This is a genomic window from Bradyrhizobium sp. ARR65, from assembly GCF_000472385.1.
Classification (GTDB): Bacteria; Pseudomonadota; Alphaproteobacteria; order Rhizobiales; family Xanthobacteraceae; genus Bradyrhizobium.
This window is the reverse complement of sequence record NZ_AWZU01000044.1, coordinates 37,328-58,502: the sequence shown is the minus strand read 5'-3', so window position 1 is coordinate 58,502 and position 21,175 is coordinate 37,328. Positions and strand designations below refer to the sequence as shown.

The window sequence follows — 21,175 nt, the reverse complement described above, 5'->3', positions numbered from 1 at the left end:
GCTCGCGGCCACAAGCTGGGCCGTCGCACGCCCAAGCCGTTCACGTTCAACGGGCGATCGCCGCCCTCGCCGCCTGCAATTTCGCAAAATCCTCGCCGGCATGGTGCGAGGAACGAGTCAGCGGACTCGCCGATACCATCAGGAATCCCTTGGCATAGGCGACCTTCTCATAGGCCTTGAACTCATCCGGCGGCACGTAACGCATAACAGCATGATGCTTGCGGGTCGGCTGCAGATATTGGCCGATGGTGAGGAAATCGACGTCCGCCGAGCGCAGATCGTCCATGACCTGCAGCACCTCGTGCCGCTCTTCGCCCAACCCCACCATGATGCCGGACTTGGTGAACATTGTCGCGTCGAGCTCCTTGACCCGCTGCAACAGTCGCACCGAATGGAAATAGCGCGCGCCGGGCCGTACATTGAGATAGCGCGACGGCACGGTCTCGAGGTTGTGGTTGAACACGTCGGGCTTGGCCGCGACCACGACCTCCAGAGCGCCGTCCTTGCGCAGGAAATCGGGAGTAAGCACCTCGATAGTGGTCGAAGCGCAACGCGCGCGGATGGCACGGATGGTTTTGGCAAAATGCTCAGCGCCGCCATCGGCCAGATCGTCGCGATCGACCGAAGTGATCACCACGTGCGAGAGCCCGAGCTTTGCGGTCGCTTCCGCGACATGCTCGGGTTCTCCCGCATCGAGCGCATCCGGCAGGCCGGTCCTGACGTTGCAGAAGGCGCAGGCTCGGGTGCAGGTGTCACCCATGATCATGAAGGTGGCGTGCTTCTTGTCCCAGCACTCGCCAATATTGGGGCAACCGGCCTCCTCGCACACCGTAACCAGGCCGTTCTCTTTGACGATGTTGCGGGTCTCGGCATAGCCGCGGGTGGTCGGCGCGCGCACGCGGATCCAGTCCGGCTTCGGCGGCGAGAAGGCATCCGGCCGGTTCACCTTTTCGGGGTGACGCGGGCGCAACGGGGTCGGCGAAACGGTATCGATAATGGTGACCATGATGGGCTGTAGGTAATCCGTATGCCGGAACCGCGCAACCCGGCTGCCCCGGACACTAGCAGAATGGTAGTGATATTCGCACCCCCACCACCTGTTCCCTACCGATTCCTCCTTGAAAATGGCTCAAAACTCGAAACCGGCTGCTGTCTCTGCGCCCATTCTCGGCAAGCCGCTCAAACGGACATTTTTCGGGCGCAGCGTGCATGAAGTCGCACCCGAGTTGATCGGTGCGACGCTTCTGTTCAATGGCATCGGCGGCCTCATTGTCGAAGTGGAGGCCTATCATCACACCGATCCGGCCGCGCATTCCTACCGTGGCCCCACCCCGCGCAATCAGGTGATGTTCGGTCCTCCGGGCTTTGCCTATGTCTACCGCTCCTACGGCATCCACTGGTGCGTGAACTTTGTCTGCGAACAGGCGGGCTCGGCGAGCGCGGTCCTCATCCGCGCACTGAAGCCGACCCACGGGATCGAAACAATGCGCCGGCGGCGCGGCCTGCATGACCTTCGGGCGCTGTGTTCGGGGCCGGGCAAACTAACGGAGGCGCTCGGCATCACCCAAGCGCATAACGGCCTGCCGCTCGATGCCTCGCCGTTTGCCCTTTATGCACGGACCAGCAAGGCGGAGCTGGCCGCCGGCGTCCGCATCGGCATCACGAAGGCCATCGACCTGCCCTGGCGCTACGGACTGAAGGGCTCGAAATTTCTAAGCAAGCCCTTTCCGAGCGCGGCTTGAACCAATGCTAAACGCCAACTTGCTGCAGTCGCTCCAGCGCCTCGAGAATCTTCTCCTTGCGCGCCACGGCTGTTTCACGCTTCTCGCGCTCTTCCTCGACGACTTCTTCGGGCGCATTGGCGACGAATTTCTCGTTTCCGAGCTTTGCGTCGACGCGCTTGATGTCGGCTTCGGCCTTGGCCATTTCCTTATCGAGCCGGGCACGTTCCGCGGACAGGTCGATCACGCCCTTCAGCGGCAGAGCGGCAACCTCGCCGCGCACGACGACCTGCACCGCCCCCTCGGGCGGCCGATCGGCAAAAGAAAGCTCTGACAGCCGCGCCAAGCGCTTGATCACCTCTCTCCAGCGCGGCGCGCGCTCTTTGGTCTCGGCGGAGCTGCCTGCCAGCACCAGCGGCGTCAATGTCGCCGGCGGGATGTTCATCTCGGCGCGCACCGAACGGATCGCCGTGACGAGATCGACGACCCAACCGATCTCAGCCTCCGCCGCCGTGTCCTCGAAGGAGGGATCGAAGGATAACAGCACGGGCGGAACCAGCGGATCGCTGGCGCTCATGCTCGTCATCAACGTAATCTCCGAAACCTGCTCGGGTGTCAGCTCCGCTTCCTTGCGCGACCAGGGCGTCAGGGCGAGCAAGGTTTCGCGACGCGCCGTCGTCTCCCACAGCGCTTCGGTGATGAAGGGCATGAAGGGATGCAAGAGCTTCAGGATTTCATCGCGCGCCCAAGCCACCATGGCCTGGGTCTCCGTCTTCACTGGCCCCTCCTGCCCGGTCAGCACGGGCTTTGCGAGCTCGAGATACCAGTCGCAATAAACGTTCCAGACAAAGCGGTAGATCGCATTGGCGGCGTCGTTGAAGCGGAACGCCTCCAGAGCCTCGGTCACCTCGCGCACGGCGCGCGCTGTCTCATGCGCGATCCAGCGGTTTAGCGTGTCCTTGACCTTGGTCGGCTCAAAGCCCTCCGGCTGCACACAGTCGTTCATCTCCGCAAAGCGGCAAGCGTTCCAGAGCTTGGTTGCAAAGTTGCGATTGGTCTCGACATGCTGTGATGACAGCTTGATGTCGTGGCCCTGGGCGGCGCCGCGGGCGAGCGTGAAGCGCAACGCATCCGCCCCATACTCATCGATGATGCCGAGCGGGTCGATGACGTTGCCCTTCGACTTCGACATCTTCGCGCCCTTCTCGTCGCGGACGAGACGGTGCATGTAAACGGTCGAGAACGGTGCCTCCTTCATGAAGTGCAGGCCCATCATCATCATTCGCGCGACCCAGAAGAAGATGATGTCGAAGCCGGTGACCAGCACGTCGGTCGGGTAATAGCGCTTCACCTCCGGTGTATCGTCGGGCCAGCCGAGGGTCGAGAACGGCCATAATGCCGAGGAGAACCAGGTGTCGAGCACATCCTCATCGCGGGTAATAAAACCGGCGCGCTTGTTGCGGTCGAGCGCCATCTCCCGCCCCTGCTCGGGCGTGATGACCTCCTGTTCAACATAATAGCCAAGCGCGTTGCTGACGGCCTCTTCCTCGGTCTCGGCAACGAACACCTTGCCGTCCGGCCCGTACCACGCCGGGATCTGGTGGCCCCACCAGAGTTGGCGCGAGATGCACCAGGGTTGGATGTTCTCCATCCATTCGAAATAGGTCCTTTCCCAATTCTTTGGGACGAAAACCGTTCGCCCCGAGCGCACGGCCTCGATCGCCGGCTGCGCCAGAGTCTCCGCGTCAACGTACCATTGGTCCGTGAGATAGGGTTCGATCACCGTGCCCGAGCGGTCGCCGTGTGGCACCATATGGGTGTTCGGCTCGATCCGCTCGAGGAAACCGAAATCCTCCAGACGCGCCACCAGCTTCTTGCGCGCAACAAAGCGTTCGACGCCGTTGAACTCTTCGGCAAATTCCTGCGAGCCTTCCGGCAATCCGCGCAAATAGTCTTCGTTGCCGACCAGGGCGAGGTGCGCCTCCTTGTCGAACACATTGATTTGCGGCAGACCGTGCCGCCGGCCGATCTCGAAATCGTTGAAGTCGTGAGCCGGCGTCACCTTCACCGCGCCTGAGCCCTTTTCGGGGTCGGAATAGGTATCCGCGACGATCGGAATCTTGCGTCCGACCAGTGGTAGGATCACGTATTTGCCGACTAGGTGGGTATAGCGCGGATCGTCCGGATGCACCGCAACCGCAGTATCGCCGAGCATGGTTTCGGGACGCGTGGTGGCGACCAAGATGAAGCTTGAGGGATCGTCGGGGCTGAAGGTCTTGTCCTCCAGCGGATAGCGCAGATACCAGAGATGGCCCTTGACCTCGATCTGCTGCACTTCGATGTCGGAAATCGCAGTCAGCAGCTTGGGATCCCAATTCACCAGCCGCTTGTCCTTATAGATCAGCCCTTGCCGATGGAGTTCGACGAACACTTTCACGACTGCGCGCGAAAGGCCCTCGTCCATCGTAAAGCGCTCACGCGACCAATCACAGGACGCGCCAAGACGCTTTAACTGGTTGATGATGGTGCCGCCGCTCTCTTCCTTCCACTGCCAGACACGCTCGACGAATTTGTGTCGCCCCAGTTCGCGTCGGCCCGGCTGCTGGCGTTCCATTAACTGCCGCTCGACCACCATCTGCGTCGCGATGCCTGCGTGATCGGTCCCGGGCTGCCACAGCACGTCGCGGCCGCGCATGCGCTCGAAGCGGCAGAGAATGTCCTGCAGCGTGTTGTTGAGCGCGTGCCCCATATGGAGCGAGCCCGTCACATTCGGCGGGGGAATCACTATGGTGAATGGCTTGGCATCGCGCCGATCCGGACGGCCGGCGCGGAACGCGCGGGCATCTTCCCAGACGAGGGACATGCGGCCCTCAATATCGGCAGGCTGGTAGGTTTTTTCGATCATGGCCGTGCAATCGGGGTATGGAACAGGCTAGAAAGCCGCGCGCGCGCGCCAAGTCAACCGGACAGACCGGCCCAATCGCGCATAAGAGCGGAGCTAGTGGCTGAATGGGGGCGGTCAACCCTGCCCGACGGCTTACCGGCCGCGCGAAACTCGCTCGATTTCCGCCTTTACGATCCGCTCGACCAGGCCCGGCAGATTGTCGTCGAGCCAGGATTTCAACATCGGGCGCAGCATTTCTTTGACCAGATCTTCCAGGGTCCGGGCGTTGTTGCTGAGCACGGTATTGGCAAGCGTATTGAAGGCGGATTCCACGGCGGCCACCGTCGATTGCGACAAAATCTCCCTTGAGGGCGCCGCCGGCGGCTCAAGTGGGGGCCGATCGTAAGCAGGCGGCCGATGGATCGCGCGCGAAGCGGCCGATTCGGCGAACTCGATGTCGTCGTGAGGCTCGACCTTTTGGAACGACGCTTGCGATGGCTGCGGTTGCGGCGGCGGAGCTTGCGGCGCGGGCACCGCCATCTCGTCGGTCAGCTCGAACACCTCGCCATCGGGCTGCGGCGGCCGCACTTCCTCCGGCGTCGTGGTTTCGTCGAGGCCGGCCAGCAGAGCGTCGATGTCGTCCTGGCTGTTGCTGGCCGCGACCGCAGGAGCCGGTGCCGATTGCGGCGGTGCTGGAGGCGGCGGCGCGGCCACCTTTGGCGGAGCAGGCGGCGCCGTGGGGATCTTCGACGGCGGCATGTCGGCGGTTGCCGGCCTGGCGGCGGCCGGTGGCGCAGCGGGCTTTTCCGGTTTTGCAGCGGCGGGCGCCGGTGGCGGACTGACAGGCTTTTCGGCTGCCGGCGGCTTCGCCTCGTCATCGGCGATGATGCGCCGGATCGACGCCAGAATCTCCTCCATGGAGGGTTCTTGGACCTTTGCAGGCTGCGTCATTTCCGACTCCACATCATCAACGCCCTCGCATGCGTTGTTTTACATCAGCCACGACGGGTTTTCCGGTTCCGGGGCCGAGGAGCCGGCGATTTGATCGCCCAGGACTCACTTGTCCCCAGATCAAGCGCCGCTCGATGCAACTCGCGCGAAAGCCCCACCCCTTGCTTGAGGGCAAACGAAGCGTCGCGGCTGACGACTCTCCGGACGCGCGAATCGCTCTGTCGCCCAAAGAAAGGCTATGTCATGGCTGTCAGCGTTTGCAAGCAAAGCGCCGGAAGACCCAACGGATCTTCCGGCGCTTGAAAACGACTCGTCGCTGAATGGTGCGCGATTAGCGTCCGTCGGGCGTGCGAACGCCGGCCCAACTGTCGCGAACCTGCTGGTAATGCACGCTCGGATCGTAAGTCGGGGTACGCAGATTGAGCACCTGCGGCGACAGCCGCCCAATCGCTTGTAGTACGTTGTACGATGCGACGACCCGATCATGTTGCGCAGTTACGAGCGCGATGCGTGCATTGACCAGCGCCTGCTGCGCGTTCAGCACGTCGAGCGTAGTGCGCTGGCCTGCCTTAGCTTCTTCGCGCACGCCATTGAGCGCGATCTCGGACGCCGTCACCTGCGCTTGCGCCGACGCCACCTGCGCCTTGGTTGCAACCAGTTGGCCCCAGGCTGTGACCGTGTTCGCGCGGGTCTGATCGCGGGTCGTCTCCAAGTTGAGCCGCTGCTGCGCGAGGTTTTCTTTTGACTGGCGGATTAGCGAGTATTCCGCGCCGCCCTGGTAAATCGGAACCCTAACATTCGCGATTGCAGACGCGGTAAACTGTTGCGCGATCGTCGGGCTCTGGTCGTTGGCTTGCTGGACCGATGCCTGCAACGTAACGCTCGGCAGCAGCGCGCCTTCGTTGATCTTCACCTGCAGATAGTTGACGTCGATGCCGTACATGGCGGCGGTCACATTCGGATTCTCGATCAGGCTGATGTCAACCGCCTGCTGCAATGTAGAGGGCAGAAAGCGGTCGACCGGCGAACCCGGCGCAAGATTTGTAGGTTCGGTGCCGATGATGCGGCGGAAATTCGACCGCGTCGTCGTCAGGTTCGACTCGGCGGTCAGTTCCTGTGTCTTGCCGGCGGCCAACTGCGCTTCCGATTGCGCGACGTCGGTGCGCGTCACCTCACCGACGTTGAAGCGATCGCGCGTTTGTTTCAACGTCTGCTCCAGCACGCGGACGTTGCTTTTCTGGACCTCCAGGTTGGCCGCATCCCGCAGATAGTCCATGTACACCGTGGCGGCGTTGAAGAGCACCGTCTCTTCCAGCACACGCAGAGCCTCGCGTGACCCCGAAACCTGGGCTTCGGCCGCGCGCACGCCATTGGCGGTCTGATATCCGTTGAACAAATTTTGCGAGGCCGTGAGACCGACACTGCGGGGAATGTTCGTGCCATGAACCCTGAGCTTGGCGCCGCTCTGGCTCAACGTCTCGTCTGTATATTGATAACCCGTACTGGCGGTGAGGTTCACCGTGGGACGATAGCCCGACAGCGCCTTCGGCACGTTTTCGTCAGTCGATCTCACCTGCGCGCGTTGCGCATTGAGCTGGGGATTGCTTTGATAGGCCCGGACCAGCGCAGCCTCGATCGTGTCCGCAAGGACCGGCGTCGGTCCGGCACACGCCATCAGAAGGACCGCAGCCGCAGCTCCGGTGAAGACCTTCACCCCATGCATTCCTGTTATTCCATTCATTTTAGCACCGGCTCGCCCCAGCTTGCCGGGCCACCCCTAGAGTCAGCGCCCCGCCCAACATAAGCTGCGCACAGGCGCTACGGAACCACCTCCGGGCAGAACCCAAAGGAAACTCTGTGGCTGCAGCATCCGCGCCACACTTCTGATTCAAAATGGGATTTTAACACCACCTGGGATGTCCCATTGGCCCACCCTGGGATGCCACTGGCCTAGAACACGAAGCTCGGATGCCGCTCCAGCCCGGGCAAAATGGGGGCGGCGGCGTCAAAAAGCGCGCGATGGCCGAGATCCCCGTGCGAGCGGGTCACGAGGGTGGCGCGAGCGGGCCTGCTCGCTGCAAAGATACCCACCAGCCTACCGCCCTCGGCGAGCTGGTCGAATAGGTGCTCCGGCCTCACTTCGGTGGCGCCATTGAGAATGATGACGTCGTAAGGCGCATCGGCCGGATAACCGTCAGCAGCCGCTCCTGATTTGATCGTCGCGTTCGTAAAGCCGAGCTGGCTGAGTATGGCATTGCCTTTCTCGGCCAGCTCCGAATCGCTTTCGGTCGCAGTCACCTTTGCCGCCAGGCGGGCGGCCACCGCCGCCGCATAGCCGCTCGCGCAACCCACGACCAGCACCTTGTCGCTTGCCGCGATCGAAGCCGCCTGCAGCACTTTGGCAAGAACCTGAGGCTTGATCATGAAGCGCTTCGTGGAACCGCCCGCGGTCACGTCGAGATCGAGGTCGAGATAGGCGAGCGCCTGCTTGTCCTGCGGGACGAACAGCTCGCGGGGAATCGCAAGCATCGCCTCGATGATGCGCGTATCGGTGACGTCATTGGTGCGCACCTGGCCATCGACCATTTTCTGGCGCGCGGTCGCAAAACCGGACATTGGTGAACCTTGTCAGAAGCGAAAGCGGAGCAAGCCCGCGGAAGGAGCTGAACGCCGCATCTTTTGGTACAAGCCCTGCCAAAACGCAACACAGAGGGCACCGGCAGGGCCGGCCCCTCCGTGTTCTCGGTCCGGTTCTTTGGGATTGCCTTTATTCGATTGTGACAGCAAGGCGGCCGATCAGCCGAGCGATCTCGTCCAAATGGCCAAAATCATGCTCTTCGATGACGCGCGCCAAGCGGGCGACACATTCGTCATCGGTCAGCGAGACCACGTGGCTTGGAACAATCGAGGGCATCGAATCGGTTCGCTGGGCCCCAATGCTCTCTTTCATGGAATCACCTCCGTGAAACCCGTGCCCGAAGGCTCTTGGCCAAATAAGTCGATTTGGCGTCGCAGCGGCGAGCCCGGCCCGCGACACTGAAAAGAAGTGAACGGGGACCCAGGATTCCCCTCCCCGGTTTCAAAAATGTCAGGCAACTTATTGCGGCACCTTGCGTTTCGACCCCTGGCGACATTCACAAGCAAGTGCGCGATTTCTCCTATGCAAGCGGAAAAGGCTTTGTTATACGCTCCGCGCTCGCGAACATTTGTTTCGCTCATTCCTCGGTAGCTCAGCGGTAGAGCATCCGACTGTTAATCGGATGGTCGCTGGTTCGAATCCAGCCCGGGGAGCCAGTTCCGGCACATCGCCGCGCGAACAGTTTCAACCTCACCACAGCCAAGCGCTTATCGGGGCTTTTCCTCTACAGCCGTGCGCTAAACCGACCCCGATCAATCGCCATGCAGCCCATCGGCGTTCCGTTTCGCTGGTGGCACGGTCGGCTCCAACCAGCCAAATGAACCAAGTGGGTATCGGGGTGTTTTGCACCCGGCAAGGAGGGCCAGCCCAACATGGTCAAGGAAACGAAATTCTTGCGCAAGCAAGCGGACAAGGCCGAGCGCGCAGCGGCCCAAGCTTTGGATCCGGAGAGATCGGCTGGCTTGCGGGCCATGGCCGTGGCCTATCGAACCCAGGCCGACGTGCTCAAGAGATCGCGACAAAAGAACAAAGCCGGCGAGAGAAGCGGCGATGATGCCGAGCGATGATCGGGGCGGCGTGCGACAGCACCGCTGATCCCAGGTCGATGCCGTAGCGGATGAAGATGGCCGACAGGAGCAATCCGGCGAGCGAAACGGAAGCGACCTTCGACAAATCGGAGTTTTCGCTGATCGAGCGGGAGAGAACGGCGACAACAGCAGTCATCGTGAGGCCCCGAAATTGATGCGTTCAATAGAGCGGCGTGCAGCACGCGGGCTCTTCCACAGCGTTTCGCGGGGTCTGTAGTCGGCTTCACAGGGCGCGCGGATCAGCGTTTCAATTTAGTTTGTTCGGAGCTGCGGGTACGGTTAACGTACACCGGCCTTTCCCCTCGGGCGCGACCGAGTTCATGCCAGGCTTGCGCGACCCGCACCCATGTCAGCCGCTCATCTCCGCTCGTAGCGGCCGCCATCTTCATGGCAGCCTCCGCCTCCCGTTGATGGTCGAACTCGGCTTCTCCGCTCATCGTGGGATCGTTGCAGCGGAATGTAACCGCATTGAGGAACAGGCGCCCCGTACAACTACGGGTATCATCTTATCAAAGGCGCACGCGCGATGTGGTGGGGAATCCGCGGCTGTGACCGCTTGTCGCATGGCGCACAACATCCGGAAGAGCCCGCGCGACCCTATGCGGTAAACTGGTGTTCAGCTCCCCCTCGTCTTACCGCTCACGGCACCGATTCGCGCCGGCAGACCAGATCAATCTCGATCAGGACATCATAAGCAAGTCCGGTCACGCCCACGCAGGTGCGCGCGGGTAGCCAATCCGCCGCGAAGTACCGGCGATAGGTCTCATTCATCTTCATCGCCGCAAAGTCTTCGCTGAAGCGGGTCAGATAGATTCGCGCCATCACGACCTGCTGCGTAACGCTGAAGTCGACGGCGGCAGACATCACGGCAATCGCCTCGTCCTCGCTGAGACCTTTGATGTTCATGATAAAGCGGCACACCTTGCGGAACGCGTCCTTCATGGCGAGGTCGAGCGAGGACGTCGCGTAAAACTCGCTCTGCCCGTGTGCGCCGAACTCGGCGAGATAGTTGGGATGGCTGAAACCGGTCAGCACCCAATCGGTCTCGGTCTCGATCAGGGGATAGTTGAGATCGGCAAAGGGCTCCCCCGCAAGCGCGCCCTTCTTGTGCAGGATCACGTGCCATGGCGCCTGCTATGTCCAGACATCGAAGAAACCTGGGCCAACGCTTTTGGAAAAACTTGTCCGAGGGCGCGCAAAAAATTGGATCAGGCGCCCCCAAAGATTCAGGCAGCCGGCTGCCAAAAACTGTGTCGCGGGGCGAGCGCCGGCCACTTGCAACCGTTGTTTGAACCTTTCCCGCTCTTCGCGGCACCCAACTGAGAAGAAGCAAAAGCTCTTGGAGGCTGTCATGAACCATTGGCGCGACACCATGGTCGACCGGCCGGAGCCGGATGGCGGGGCCTATGTGACAGGTTGGACGATCAGCGGAATCGCCGTGATTGTGACGATCGTAGCCGTCTGGGTGCTCGGAATTTAGCGATCTTCCGCCTCTCGGGGAGCCCTGGGCGGACGGCCTCGGCTCCTTAAATGTGGTGGCTTGTCTAAATGGGGTGGCTTGTCTGCGGCTGTCCGCAGCATTTGCACAGGACCTGATTCAAGAAAATTCCGGCTGATCGCAAGGACTTGCTGCGCGGGAATTCACAGGGCGGGATAAGTCCGTCCACAGCCCCAGTTCGACGCGGCGGATGTCGCCTCATCGCCGGAAAACGGCGCGGCAGGCTGCTGACTCGGAGGAAATTTTTCCGTGCAAATGTGGATTTTCTCACACTGCGGGGCGCACGCATCCACTAGGGTCCGCGCGAAATCGCAAGAGCTTGCTAACCATGCGGGCCCAAGCGCCGGCATCGTTAGAATTTGAGCGATCCGCTCAACTGCGAAACAAGCGACTTTTGCGACGTTATTGCGCCGCTTCAAAGGGAAGAGCGCAATGAGTGAAGCTGAGTTCGAACGAATGCTGGATGTGGTCCGGACGGCGATTGCACCGGCCCAAGGGGAGGAAACAATCCTGGCTCAGCTACCGCTCCTTCGCGTGCCGCCGAAGGCGGCCAACGACAACGACACGACCTGGCCGCTGATCCCGTTCCCGGAAGGCTGGTACGCGGCCAGCTAGGCGCGGGCCGCTCCCTTGATCGATCAAAATCTAGCGTAAGGCATTGATTTGGACAAAGCCGGAACCCTGCCAATAATCTGGCACGGGCGGTTGCCTGAGCCCTTGATCGCCTGTATCTAACCCGCGCAATGGGGCCACGTGGCGGAGTGGTTACGCAGCGGTCTGCAAAACCGTTTACACCAGTTCAATTCTGGTCGTGGCCTCCATCGCTCCTCCCGACTCGGCGGGCAGCTATATTCGCCCATAACAAATTCCGCTACGCCCGCTTCCGCCGGCGGAAATCGCGGCTCCTTCGCGGCTTGGGCCGCGGGGCGAGTTCGGGATTTGTGCGCTGGACCTCACGAAAGCGCATCAGCATCCGCCCGAAAGCGGCGTTCAACGTCGTTTCGATGTCCGGCTTTTTTTCCAGCGCCGCGATCAGCAGCGCCGCCGCCTCGAGCGTCGACAGCCCCTCGCGGCGGGGTTCGCGGCGCAGTTCGCCGTAAGCCGATGGCCGCTTCGGCCCGAGGATCACGCGCTGGCATTTCAGCATCCACGGATTTCGCCACCACAGCGCCTTGGCCTGGCTCCAGGTGCCGTCGAGGAGCACCACGCCCTCGATTCGCTCCAGGATCGTCCGCTGGTTATCGGCGAGTTCGCCTTTGCGATTGAGCGCGACGATCTCCTTGCCCGGATCGAGCGCGGCCGCGTTCGCCGAGCCGAGATACAGCACCGCCCACCGCGAGGGATCGGCGACCGGCCGCCCCAACGCCTTGGCAAGGCTCGGCCAGGACAGCCCGATCTTGACGACCGCGTCGGTAAAATGCAGCGCGGTCAACCGCGCGGTCCCGAGCGCCCGGTCCTGCTCCTGAGGATGCTGCAGGATCAGGACCGATATCCGGTTCTTTATCGGAGTGATGCTGTCGCAGATGCAGAGCGGCAGCGGCTTCTGGCAGCGCTGGCACTCCGCCACGTGCTCCGCTCCGGCGGGGCTTTCGCTCAAATCTGACATGGGCCGGCTATACGCCGCACCCTCTCCTGCTTCAACAAGCGCTCCACGCCATCGCCGAACAGCCTTGGCTCATCATGGAACCGACGCTAATAGTGGTTCCGCGCTGACCGCCCGCGGGGGGCGCGCTCTGGTCCAGCGAGCGTGGAGGCTTGCCCGCCGGTAGACACGTGCGTTCGGACACAGGGCCACATGAGTGGTGGATCTGCATGTCTGACGTCATCTCGGTAACCCCTGACAATCTGGATGCGAAGCTCTCTGACCTGCCGCGCCTGGTGCGGCTGGCACTCGGATTTGGCTCACGACTGAGGCGCGGCACCCTCGACGTCACTCTGCCCGATGGTCGCGTGGTCCGGCTCGGGGGTGTCGAGCCCGGCCCGGCGGCGAAGATGACCGTGCACGATTACGGCTTTGCGGCGCGGCTTCTCAAGGGCGGCGACATCGGCATCGCCGAGGCCTATCTAAGCGGCGAGTGGGATACGCCGGACCTGACGCAGTTTCTCTATGTCTTCTGCCTCAATCACGACCTGATCCAGGCGATGCTCGCCAACAAGCCGCTGATGCGGTTGGTGCAGATGGTGCGGCACTGGTTCAACCGCAACACCAGGCGCCAGGCGCGGCGCAACATCTATGCGCATTACGACATCGGCAATGCCTTCTATTCGGCCTGGCTCGATCCCAGCATGACCTATTCGTCGGCGCTGTTCGACGACCATACCGCCGACCTCACGGCGGCGCAGAAGAACAAATATCGCAGGCTCGCCGAAGCCATCGACCTGAGGCCGGGCCAAAAGCTGCTCGAAATCGGCTGCGGATGGGGCGGCTTTGCCGAATACGTCGCCAAGAGCTTTGGCGCGAAGGTGGTCGGGCTCACCATCAGCAAGGAGCAGCGCGATTTCGCGCAAAAACGCATGCACGAAGCGGGGCTTGCCGAGAAGGTCGAGATCAGGTTGCAGGACTACCGCGACGAGCGCGACCAATACGACCGGATCGCCTCGATCGAGATGATCGAGGCGGTCGGCGAGCAATTCTGGCCGAAATATTTCTCCCAGCTCCGCGACCGTCTGCTGCCCGGTGGGCTGGCCGGTATCCAGGCGATCACGATTCAAGACAGCATGTTTCAGAGCTATCGGCGCGAGGTCGATTTCATCCAGCGCTACGTGTTTCCGGGCGGCATGCTGCCTTCGCCACAGGTCCTGAAATCGCTGGGCGAGCGGTTCGGCATTCCTGTCATCCGCGAACGCATTTTCGGGCAAGATTATGCCAAGACGCTCGCCGCCTGGCGAAACAACTTCCGCGGCGCCTGGCCGAACCTCAGACCGCTTGGCTTCGACGATCGGTTCCGCCGGTTGTGGGAGTATTATCTGGCCTATTGCGAGGCCGGATTCCTCTCCGGCAATATCGACGTCCGGCAGGTGGTCTTCGCAAAGCAGCGATAAATCCGCTGGCTTGCGCCACCGCATCGCCCTATTACCTTTGCTGGACTTCGGGCAAACGACCGGCATTCCAAAGACATGATTTTCAACAACGACGTCGTCCAAGCCATCGGCAACACGCCGCTCATCAAGCTCAAGCGAGCCTCTGAGGAGACAGGCTGCACGATTCTCGGCAAGGCCGAGTTCATGAATCCCGGCCAGTCCGTCAAGGATCGCGCCGGCAAATGGATGATCCTGGAAGCGGAGAAACGGGGCGAGCTCAAGCCTGGTGGCCTCGTGGTGGAATCAACCGCGGGCAATACCGGAATTGGTCTTGCCGTCGTCGCGAGCGCGAGGGGCTATCGGACACTGATCGTGATTCCGAAAACCCAGAGCCAGGAAAAGAAGGACATGCTGCGGCTCTGCGGCGCCGAGCTCGTCGAGGTGCCGGCGCTACCCTATGCCAATCCCAACAATTACCAGCATCTCGGGCGGCGGCTTGCGGACCAGCTCCGGGAGAAGGAGCCGAACGGCGTCCTGTTCGCCGATCAGTGGAACAATCTCGACAACGCCAAGGCCCATTACGAATCGACCGGTCCGGAGATCTGGCAGCAGACCGACGGCAAGATCGACGGCTTCATCTGCTCGGTCGGGACCGGCGGCACGCTCGCCGGTATCAGTCGGTATCTGAAGGAGAAGAGCAAGGACGTCGTAACCGCCTGCGCCGATCCGCATGGCTTTGCGATGTACGAGCTGTTCAAGCACGGCCAGGCGAAATCGACGTCAGGAGATTCAATCACGGAAGGCATCGGGCTTGGCCGCGTCACACCGGTCATCGAGACGGCGAGGGTCGATGACGCCTTCCTGATCTCGGACGAGGAAGCCGTGACCGTGATCTACGACCTGCTCGAGCACGAGGGCCTGTGCCTCGGCGGCTCGACCGGCATCAATGTCGCCGGCGCCATCCGCCTTGCGCGGCAGCTCGGCCCGGGGCACACGATCGTCACCATCCTTGCGGATTCCGGAAACCGCTATCAGTCAAAGCTGTTCAACCCGGACTTCATGCGGTCGAAAAACCTCCCCGTGCCGGAGTGGTTGGAGCGGCGGACCAAGATCGACGTGCCGTTTGTGTAGCGTGCCGCCCCACATCCCGACCTCATCTCCAGGAGCGGCCAACAGGCCGCGTCTCGAAGGATGGGCCGCGGGTGAGATCGGGCCTCATGGTTCTCCAGGCGATGCGCAGTATCGTCCGGAGACGGCGCTTGCGCTCCTTCCTCACCGTGAGGGGCAAGCGCTAATGCCGCAAAATCTGGCTCAAGAACAGCTTTGAGCGCGCGTGCTGCGGGTTGGCGAAGAAGTTCGCCGGCGTGTTGGACTCGATGATCTGGCCGGCGTCCATGAACACCACGCGGTTCGCCACCTCCCGCGCAAATCCCATTTCGTGGGTAACGACCAGCATGGTCATGCCTTCCTTGGCGAGGTCGACCATGGTGTCGAGCACTTCCTTGACCATTTCCGGGTCGAGCGCCGAGGTCGGCTCGTCGAACAGCATGACCTTCGGGCTCATTGTGAGCGCGCGGGCGATCGCCACGCGCTGCTGCTGGCCGCCGGACATCTGGCCCGGATATTTGTGGGCCTGGTGCGGGATCTTGACCCGCTCCAGATATTTCATCGCGGTTAGTTCCGCATCCTTCTGCGGAATGTTGCGCACCCAGATCGGCGCCAGCGTGCAGTTCTCCAGCACCGTCAGATGCGGGAACAGGTTGAAGCTCTGGAACACCATGCCGACCTCGCGCCGCACCTCGTCGACCCGCCGCAGATTCGGCCCCAGTTCGATGCCGTCGACGACGATCTCGCCTTCCTGGAACTCCTCCAGCGCGTTGATGCAGCGGATCAGCGTCGACTTGCCGGAGCCCGAAGGGCCGCAGATCACGATACGCTCGCCTCTGCCGACCTCGAGATTGACGTCGCGCAGCACGTGAAAATCACCGTACCACTTGTTGAGGCCTTTGATGCTGACGATCGGGTTCTCGGTCATGATGATCTCGGTTCAGCTCCGCCGGTGAGGATTGAGGCGTTTCTCGACGAACAATGAGTAACGTGACATTCCAAAGCAGAAAGCGAAATAGATCATTCCGGTAAAGGCGAAGCCCGTGAACGCGGTCGTCGGCGTCGCCCAATTCGGATCGGAGAACGAGGCGCGCAGCGATCCCAGGAGGTCGAACAGGGCCACGATCGACACCAGCGAGGTGTCCTTGAACAGCGCGATGAAGCTGTTGACCAGGCCCGGGATAACGTGGCGCAGCGCCTGCGGCATCACCACCAGCGCCGTCATCTTCCACCAGGAGAGCCCCAGTGCACTCGCCGCCTCGGTCTGTCCGCGCGGGATCGCCTGCAGCCCGCCGCGGATCACCTCGGCCTGATAAGCGCCGGAGAACAGGGCAACGCCGATGAGGGCGCGCACCAGGCCGTCCACGGTGAAATTGCCTGGCAGGAACAGTGGCAGCATATAGGTGGCGAAGAACAGCACGGTGATCAGCGGCACGCCACGCCAGAACTCGATGAAGGTGATCGAAAAGATCCTGATCAACGGGATAGTCGAGCGTCGACCCAAGGCCAGCGCGACACCGATCGGCATCGAGGTGACGATACCCGTCACCGACACCACAAGCGTCACCAGAAGACCGCCCCACAATCTTGTATCGACGATCGGCAAGCCGCCGCGGTCGAGCCCCATGACGGCGATCACGATAGCGATGCCCGCAAAGCTTGCGAGGCTCGTGGCCAGCGTCCGCCATCCGGCGCGCGTGCCGCCGCCCAGCCAAAACAGCAATCCCGAGACGATGATCGCGGTCAACGTCAAATCGATCCAGACTGGCCGGCCGGCGGCCTGGATCTGATCGCGCAGCCAAACCAGCGGCAGAAGGATCAGAGACAGCGTCACACCGAGCAGGACGACGACCTGCCCCAACAGCCAGAGCACGGGTCCGATGACCGGGATCGCCCCTCCCGTTCGTACGAGCGCATCGCCCGCGCTTTTGATGCTGTCGGCGAAGGCGGACAGCAGGGCGGTGGTCCAGCTTACGCCAAAGCCGTTCAACTCGCCGCCATGCAGCAGGAAGAAGGCGACCACGGGAAACGCGAGAAAGAACAGGCCGGCATTGATGCCTTTCCCCGGCAGGCGCGGAACGAGCAACGGCAGCAGCAGAACTGCGCCCAGCGCAAAGGTCAGATTGACCCGCCAGCGTTCGGGCGTCGGGTAGAAGCCGTAGATAAACTGATCGAGCTTGGCGCCGATATAGGGCCAGCAGGCGCCGACGAGACGGCCGGCATTCTGCTCCAGGCAGGCATTGCGGTCGGTGCCCTGCCAGACCGCATCGACCAGCAGGAATCTGATGGCCGGGATGACCGTGTACCAGAGCAGGAGAATGCCGAGAATTGTGAGCAGGACGTTGGTCGGCGAGTTCAACAGCCGAGTGCGCAAGAACCCGACAAAGCCGGTGGTCTTGACCGGCGCGGGCCGCTCGGCGACCAGCGCATCCCGAACAAAGGATGACGCAGTCATGTCGGTCATTGCCCGAGGCTCCGGCTCAGCCGCCATCCGTACAAGCTCATGATCGCGCTGGTGACCAGCGAGAGCAACAGGTAGACGCCCATGGTAATGGCGATGATCTCGATCGCCTGGCCGGTCTGGCTCAGCGTGGTACCGGCAAAGACCGAGACGAGATCGGGATAGCCGATCGCCACCGCCAGCGACGAGTTCTTGGTCAGGTTTAGATATTGGTTGGTGAGCGGCGGCAGGATGACGCGCAGCGCCTGCGGCACCACGATCAGCCGCAGCGTCGCGCCGCGGCTCAAGCCCAGCGAGGCTCCCGCCTCCATCTGGCCCTTGTGGACCGACAGGATGCCGGCACGCACGACCTCGGCGATGAAGGCGGCGGTGTAAGTCGACAGCGCGACCGTGAGCGCCACGAACTCCGGAATGACGCGCGTCCCGCCCGCAAAATTGAAGCCCTTGAGGACAGGCACCTCGAAACTGAGCGGCCCGCCGAAGATGAGCCAGCTTGCCAGCGGCAGTCCGACGAGGAGACCGAGCACGTAGGGCCAGATGTCGATCGCCCTTCCCTTCTGGAACAATTGCCGACGCGCATAGTAACGCAGCGCCAGCGCGGCAACGACTGCGACGAGGAGCGCGATCAGGAAGGCATCAAGCCCTGGTTCGGCGAGTGGTCTCGGAATCACCAGGCCGCGATTTGAGAGAAAGAAGCTGTTGAACAGTGAGATGCTCTGCCGTGGGCCGGGCAGCGCGGCCAGCACGGCCAGGTACCAGAACAGGATCTGGAACAGAAGCGGCAGGTTGCGCACCAGCTCGACATAGGCGCCGGCCACGCGCGACACCAGCCAGTTCGGCGACAGCCGCCCCAGGCCCACGATGAATCCGATCACGGTGGCGAAGAAAATGCCGATCACCGAGACCAGCAGCGTGTTGAGCAGTCCGACGAAAAACACGCGCGTATAGGTGTCGGATCCCGAATAGGGAATCAGCGTCTGGCTGACGTCGAAGCCCGCGGTATTCCGCAGGAAGCCGAAGCCGGAGGTGATCCGCTGCGTTTCGAGGTTGGCGCGGGCATTGGCGACGATCTCGTAGCCGATCCAGGCCAGCGCGATCACGAACACGACCTGCAACGCAAACCCGCCCCAGCCGGCGCGGCCGCCAAGGGCCCGCTTCAGCCGGAGCGCATATTGCGGCGGTGGTGACCGGACGTCGTCGATACTCATCGCCGCAGCCGTTCGCGTCGAGGAGATCAGCGGATCGGCGGGGCGTACTGGATGCCGCCCTTGTTCCAGAGCTGGTTCAGACCCCGCGCAATCTGCAGCTTGGAGCCGGCACCGACATTGCGGTCGAAGGACTCGCCATAGTTACCAACCGCCTTGACGATCCGGGAGAACCAATCCTTGGTGAGACCGAGCTGTTCGCCGAGATTGCCGTCGGTGCCGAAGGCGCGCTTCAGGTCCGGCTTATCCGACTTCGCCATTTCGTCCACGTTCTTCTGGGTCACGCCGAGCTCTTCGGCATCGATCATCGCAAACAGCGTCCACTTCACGATGTCGAACCACTGGTCGTCGCCATGGCGCACCATCGGGCCGAGCGGCTCCTTGGAGATCACTTCGGGAAGCACGACGTGATCGGCGGGATTGGCGAGCTTGAGGCGCTCGGCGTAGAGCTGGGAGACGTCGGAGGTGAAGACGTCGCAGCGGCCGGACTCATAGGCCTTGACGGTTTCGTCGGCGCTCTGGAACGCGATCACCTCATATTTCATGTTGTTGCCTTTGAAGTAATCGGCGAGATTCTGCTCGGTCGTGGTGCCTGTCTGCACACAGACGGACGCGCTGTTCAGCTCGAGGGCCGAGTTCACCTTCAGCGATTTCTTCACCAGGAAGCCCTGGCCGTCATAATAGGTCACGCCCGTGAAGTTGGCGCCGAGCGAGGTGTCACGCGACAGCGTCCAGGTGGTGTTGCGCGACAGCACGTCGATTTCGCCCGACTGCAGCGCCGTGAAGCGGTCCTTGGCCGAGAGCGGCACGAATTTGACCTTGGTCGGATCATCGAAGATCGCCGCCGCAATCGCGCGGCAGACATCGACATCCAGCCCGGTCCAGTTGCCCTTGTCGTCGGGCGAGGAAAAGCCCGGCAGACCCTGGCTCACGCCGCAGGATAGCATGCCCCGGTCCTTGACCGTCTTGAGCGTTTCCGCACTGGCAGCCTGGACGGAAAACACGGCGGCGAGGGCAAAGGTGAACAACAAGGGTACGCGTTTCATGGCAAAGGGCCTTTTCAAGGGGTCGTCCTCAGGGGCGTTCGCTTTTCAACGCATAACGTCATTGGGCCAACCCGGCGATCCCTGCCGCAAACGCTAACCCGAACACGGTTAACGCGCAGACCGGCCAAGCGATGGATCGGAGGTCGCGGCAAGCCCCTCAACGTGCGGCGACTGAATAGCTCCTCTACATCACAGAACGACTGGCGCGCCGGGTCAAGGGGTTGACGCACCTCTTCTTTGTCCTGTTATTAACAATTCCGCCCGAAGGGATCGGACTGATGCCGCGAGCGGCGACAAAACTTAAGGTAGCGGCTGACACATGGGTTCTTCGAGCGGATCACCGAGCGGGCAGCAAGCCGAAACCACACTGGTGACCGCTGGCCGCGACACCAAGGCGCAGAAAGGCTTCGTCAATCCACCCGTGGTGCACGGTTCGACCGTGCTCTATCCGACGGCGGAGGATCTGCACGCCCATCGCGGAGAGTTCCAATACGGCCGCCATGGCACGCCGACCACGAAAGCGCTGCAGGAAACGCTGATGGCGCTGGAAGGGCCACAATGCGCGGGTGTGGGCCTGGCGCCCTCCGGACTCGCGGCAATCTCGACCGCTCTACTCGCAGTGTTAAAAACTGGTGACCACCTGCTCGTCTGCGACAATGCTTACCGGCCGACCCGCAATTTCTGCAACGGCATGCTCGCCCGCTATGGCATTGAGACCACCTATTTCGATCCCTTGATCGGCGGGGCGATCGAAAAGCTATTCAAGCCCAACACCAGGGCGGTCATGGTCGAGGCGCCCGGCTCGCAATCTTTCGAGATGCCGGACATCCTAGCCATCGCGGCCGTGGCGCATGCGCGCGGTGCGCTCGTCATCGACGACAACACCTGGGCGACCCCACTGTATCATCGCTCCCTGGAGCAAGGCGTCGATATCAGCATCCAGGCGGCCACAAAATATATCGGCGGCCATTCCGACATCATGTTTGGCACCGTCTCCGCCAATGCCAAGACTTGGCCGAGGGTCAGCGAGGCCATCCGCCTGCTCGGCGTTTGCGCCGGGCCTGACGATGTGTTCCTGGCGCTCCGGGGATTGCGGACGCTCGCGGTGCGGCTCGCGCAGCACCATCGCGCAGGCCTTGAGATGGCGCGCTGGCTTGCGGGGCGCCCGGAAGTCATCAAGGTCTTGCATCCGGCACTGGAGAGCGATCCCGGTCATGCGATCTGGAAGCGGGATTTTACCGGCGCATCCGGATTGTTCAGCATCGTGCTGCAACCCAAGCCGCAAGCCGCAGTCGACGCCATGCTCAACAGCCTGAAACTGTTCGGCATGGGCTATTCCTGGGGCGGCTTTGAGAGCCTCGCGATTCCCTTCGACTGCACCGAGTATCGAACCGCAACGCGATGGGCGCCCGGCGGACCGACGCTGCGGCTGCACATCGGGCTGGAGAATGTTGAAGATCTCAAGGCCGATTTGGACCGCGGTTTTGCGGTGTTCAACGCGGCCTAGCACTCCCGCTCGAACGCCACCTCGGTCAGCACGCCAGTGGCATCACGG

At 62.3% G+C, this 21,175-nt stretch carries 18 protein-coding genes, 2 tRNA genes and 2 pseudogenes; 8 read left to right on the top strand and 14 right to left on the bottom strand.

Annotated elements, in window-relative coordinates:
* Positions 1 to 46 precede the first annotated feature (46 nt).
* Positions 47 to 1,006: a lipoyl synthase gene (gene lipA / locus F758_RS0133410; protein WP_024511955.1), complete on the bottom strand. Its 960-nt coding sequence runs from the start codon at positions 1,004 to 1,006 to the stop codon at positions 47 to 49.
* A gap of 118 nt (positions 1,007 to 1,124) precedes the next feature.
* Between lipA and F758_RS0133405 the strand changes: the two genes are divergently transcribed.
* Positions 1,125 to 1,742, top strand: coding sequence for a DNA-3-methyladenine glycosylase (locus F758_RS0133405; RefSeq protein ID WP_024511954.1), 618 nt, complete (start codon positions 1,125 to 1,127; stop codon positions 1,740 to 1,742).
* A gap of 7 nt (positions 1,743 to 1,749) precedes the next feature.
* Here F758_RS0133405 and F758_RS0133400 read toward each other — a convergent pair whose 3' ends face one another.
* The 5 genes from F758_RS0133400 to F758_RS0133380 all read right to left on the bottom strand — a co-directional run bounded on the left by F758_RS0133400 (position 1,750) and on the right by F758_RS0133380 (position 8,506).
* Positions 1,750 to 4,626: a valine--tRNA ligase gene (locus F758_RS0133400; RefSeq protein ID WP_024511953.1), complete on the bottom strand. Its 2,877-nt coding sequence runs from the start codon at positions 4,624 to 4,626 to the stop codon at positions 1,750 to 1,752.
* 132 nt (positions 4,627 to 4,758) lie between these two features.
* The gene (locus tag F758_RS0133395; protein ID WP_024511952.1) at positions 4,759 to 5,556 is read right to left on the bottom strand and encodes a PopZ family protein; all 798 of its coding nucleotides are present in this window, start codon (positions 5,554 to 5,556) and stop codon (positions 4,759 to 4,761) included.
* A gap of 331 nt (positions 5,557 to 5,887) precedes the next feature.
* Entirely contained in the window at positions 5,888 to 7,279 is a 1,392-nt protein-coding gene (locus F758_RS0133390; RefSeq protein ID WP_024511951.1) for a TolC family outer membrane protein, read from the bottom strand.
* A gap of 227 nt (positions 7,280 to 7,506) precedes the next feature.
* Complete coding sequence (locus tag F758_RS0133385; RefSeq protein WP_024511950.1) at positions 7,507 to 8,172, bottom strand: protein-L-isoaspartate O-methyltransferase family protein; 666 nt, start codon at positions 8,170 to 8,172, stop codon at positions 7,507 to 7,509.
* A gap of 151 nt (positions 8,173 to 8,323) precedes the next feature.
* Positions 8,324 to 8,506, bottom strand: a complete 183-nt coding sequence (locus tag F758_RS0133380; RefSeq protein ID WP_024511949.1) for a hypothetical protein — start codon at positions 8,504 to 8,506, stop codon at positions 8,324 to 8,326.
* A gap of 269 nt (positions 8,507 to 8,775) precedes the next feature.
* On the opposite strand from F758_RS0133380, the gene F758_RS0133375 reads away from it, so the two are divergent.
* Positions 8,776 to 8,850: transfer RNA gene (locus F758_RS0133375), tRNA-Asn, on the top strand.
* Positions 8,851 to 9,199: 349 nt separating this feature from the next.
* On the opposite strand, the gene F758_RS50040 is transcribed toward F758_RS0133375, so the two are convergent.
* The 3 genes and pseudogenes from F758_RS50040 to F758_RS53480 all read right to left on the bottom strand — a co-directional run.
* Positions 9,200 to 9,418 carry a hypothetical protein gene (locus F758_RS50040; RefSeq protein ID WP_157450255.1) on the bottom strand — a complete coding sequence of 73 codons (219 nt, stop codon included), beginning with the start codon at positions 9,416 to 9,418 and terminating at the stop codon, positions 9,200 to 9,202.
* A 503-nt stretch (positions 9,419 to 9,921) separates the two neighbouring features.
* Positions 9,922 to 10,116 (bottom strand): annotated as a pseudogene (locus F758_RS53485) (RidA family protein); the annotation flags it as partial.
* Positions 10,108 to 10,407: pseudogene (locus F758_RS53480) on the bottom strand (acetamidase/formamidase family protein); the annotation flags it as partial. The pseudogenes F758_RS53480 and F758_RS53485, both read right to left, overlap by 9 nt.
* 226 nt (positions 10,408 to 10,633) lie before the next feature.
* On the opposite strand from F758_RS53480, the gene F758_RS52860 reads away from it, so the two are divergent.
* The 3 genes from F758_RS52860 to F758_RS0133340 all read left to right on the top strand — a co-directional run bounded on the left by F758_RS52860 (position 10,634) and on the right by F758_RS0133340 (position 11,601).
* The gene (locus F758_RS52860; protein WP_283805891.1) at positions 10,634 to 10,762 is read left to right on the top strand and encodes a hypothetical protein; all 129 of its coding nucleotides are present in this window, start codon (positions 10,634 to 10,636) and stop codon (positions 10,760 to 10,762) included.
* Positions 10,763 to 11,212: 450 nt separating this feature from the next.
* A complete protein-coding gene (locus F758_RS0133345; protein WP_024511945.1) occupies positions 11,213 to 11,395 on the top strand; it encodes a hypothetical protein in 183 nt (60 codons plus the stop codon).
* A 132-nt stretch (positions 11,396 to 11,527) separates the two neighbouring features.
* Positions 11,528 to 11,601, top strand: a tRNA-Cys gene (locus tag F758_RS0133340).
* A 50-nt stretch (positions 11,602 to 11,651) separates the two neighbouring features.
* Here F758_RS0133340 and F758_RS0133335 read toward each other — a convergent pair.
* On the bottom strand, positions 11,652 to 12,386 hold the full coding sequence (locus F758_RS0133335) for a tRNA-uridine aminocarboxypropyltransferase (protein WP_024511944.1): 735 nt from the start codon (positions 12,384 to 12,386) through the stop codon (positions 11,652 to 11,654).
* A 206-nt stretch (positions 12,387 to 12,592) separates the two neighbouring features.
* On the opposite strand from F758_RS0133335, the gene F758_RS0133330 reads away from it, so the two are divergent.
* Positions 12,593 to 13,822 carry an SAM-dependent methyltransferase gene (locus tag F758_RS0133330; RefSeq protein ID WP_024511943.1) on the top strand — a complete coding sequence of 410 codons (1,230 nt, stop codon included), beginning with the start codon at positions 12,593 to 12,595 and terminating at the stop codon, positions 13,820 to 13,822.
* A 75-nt stretch (positions 13,823 to 13,897) separates the two neighbouring features.
* On the top strand, positions 13,898 to 14,932 hold the full coding sequence (locus F758_RS0133325) for a cysteine synthase A (protein ID WP_024511942.1): 1,035 nt from the start codon (positions 13,898 to 13,900) through the stop codon (positions 14,930 to 14,932).
* Positions 14,933 to 15,092: 160 nt separating this feature from the next.
* Here F758_RS0133325 and F758_RS0133320 read toward each other — a convergent pair whose 3' ends face one another.
* The 4 genes from F758_RS0133320 to F758_RS0133305 are packed head-to-tail and all read right to left on the bottom strand — an operon-like array spanning position 15,093 to position 19,620.
* Positions 15,093 to 15,836, bottom strand: coding sequence for an amino acid ABC transporter ATP-binding protein (locus F758_RS0133320; RefSeq protein ID WP_024511941.1), 744 nt, complete (start codon positions 15,834 to 15,836; stop codon positions 15,093 to 15,095).
* A 12-nt stretch (positions 15,837 to 15,848) separates the two neighbouring features.
* Positions 15,849 to 17,372 carry an amino acid ABC transporter permease gene (locus tag F758_RS0133315; protein WP_024511940.1) on the bottom strand — a complete coding sequence of 508 codons (1,524 nt, stop codon included), beginning with the start codon at positions 17,370 to 17,372 and terminating at the stop codon, positions 15,849 to 15,851.
* Entirely contained in the window at positions 17,369 to 18,577 is a 1,209-nt protein-coding gene (locus tag F758_RS0133310; RefSeq protein ID WP_024511939.1) for an amino acid ABC transporter permease, read from the bottom strand. The genes F758_RS0133315 and F758_RS0133310 overlap by 4 nt, the downstream gene beginning before the upstream one ends.
* Positions 18,578 to 18,603: 26 nt before the next feature.
* Positions 18,604 to 19,620, bottom strand: coding sequence for an amino acid ABC transporter substrate-binding protein (locus tag F758_RS0133305; protein ID WP_024511938.1), 1,017 nt, complete (start codon positions 19,618 to 19,620; stop codon positions 18,604 to 18,606).
* Positions 19,621 to 19,939: 319 nt separating this feature from the next.
* Between F758_RS0133305 and metC the strand changes: the two genes are divergently transcribed.
* On the top strand, positions 19,940 to 21,127 hold the full coding sequence (gene metC / locus F758_RS0133300) for a cystathionine beta-lyase (RefSeq protein WP_024511937.1): 1,188 nt from the start codon (positions 19,940 to 19,942) through the stop codon (positions 21,125 to 21,127).
* Positions 21,128 to 21,175: the final 48 nt, after the last annotated feature.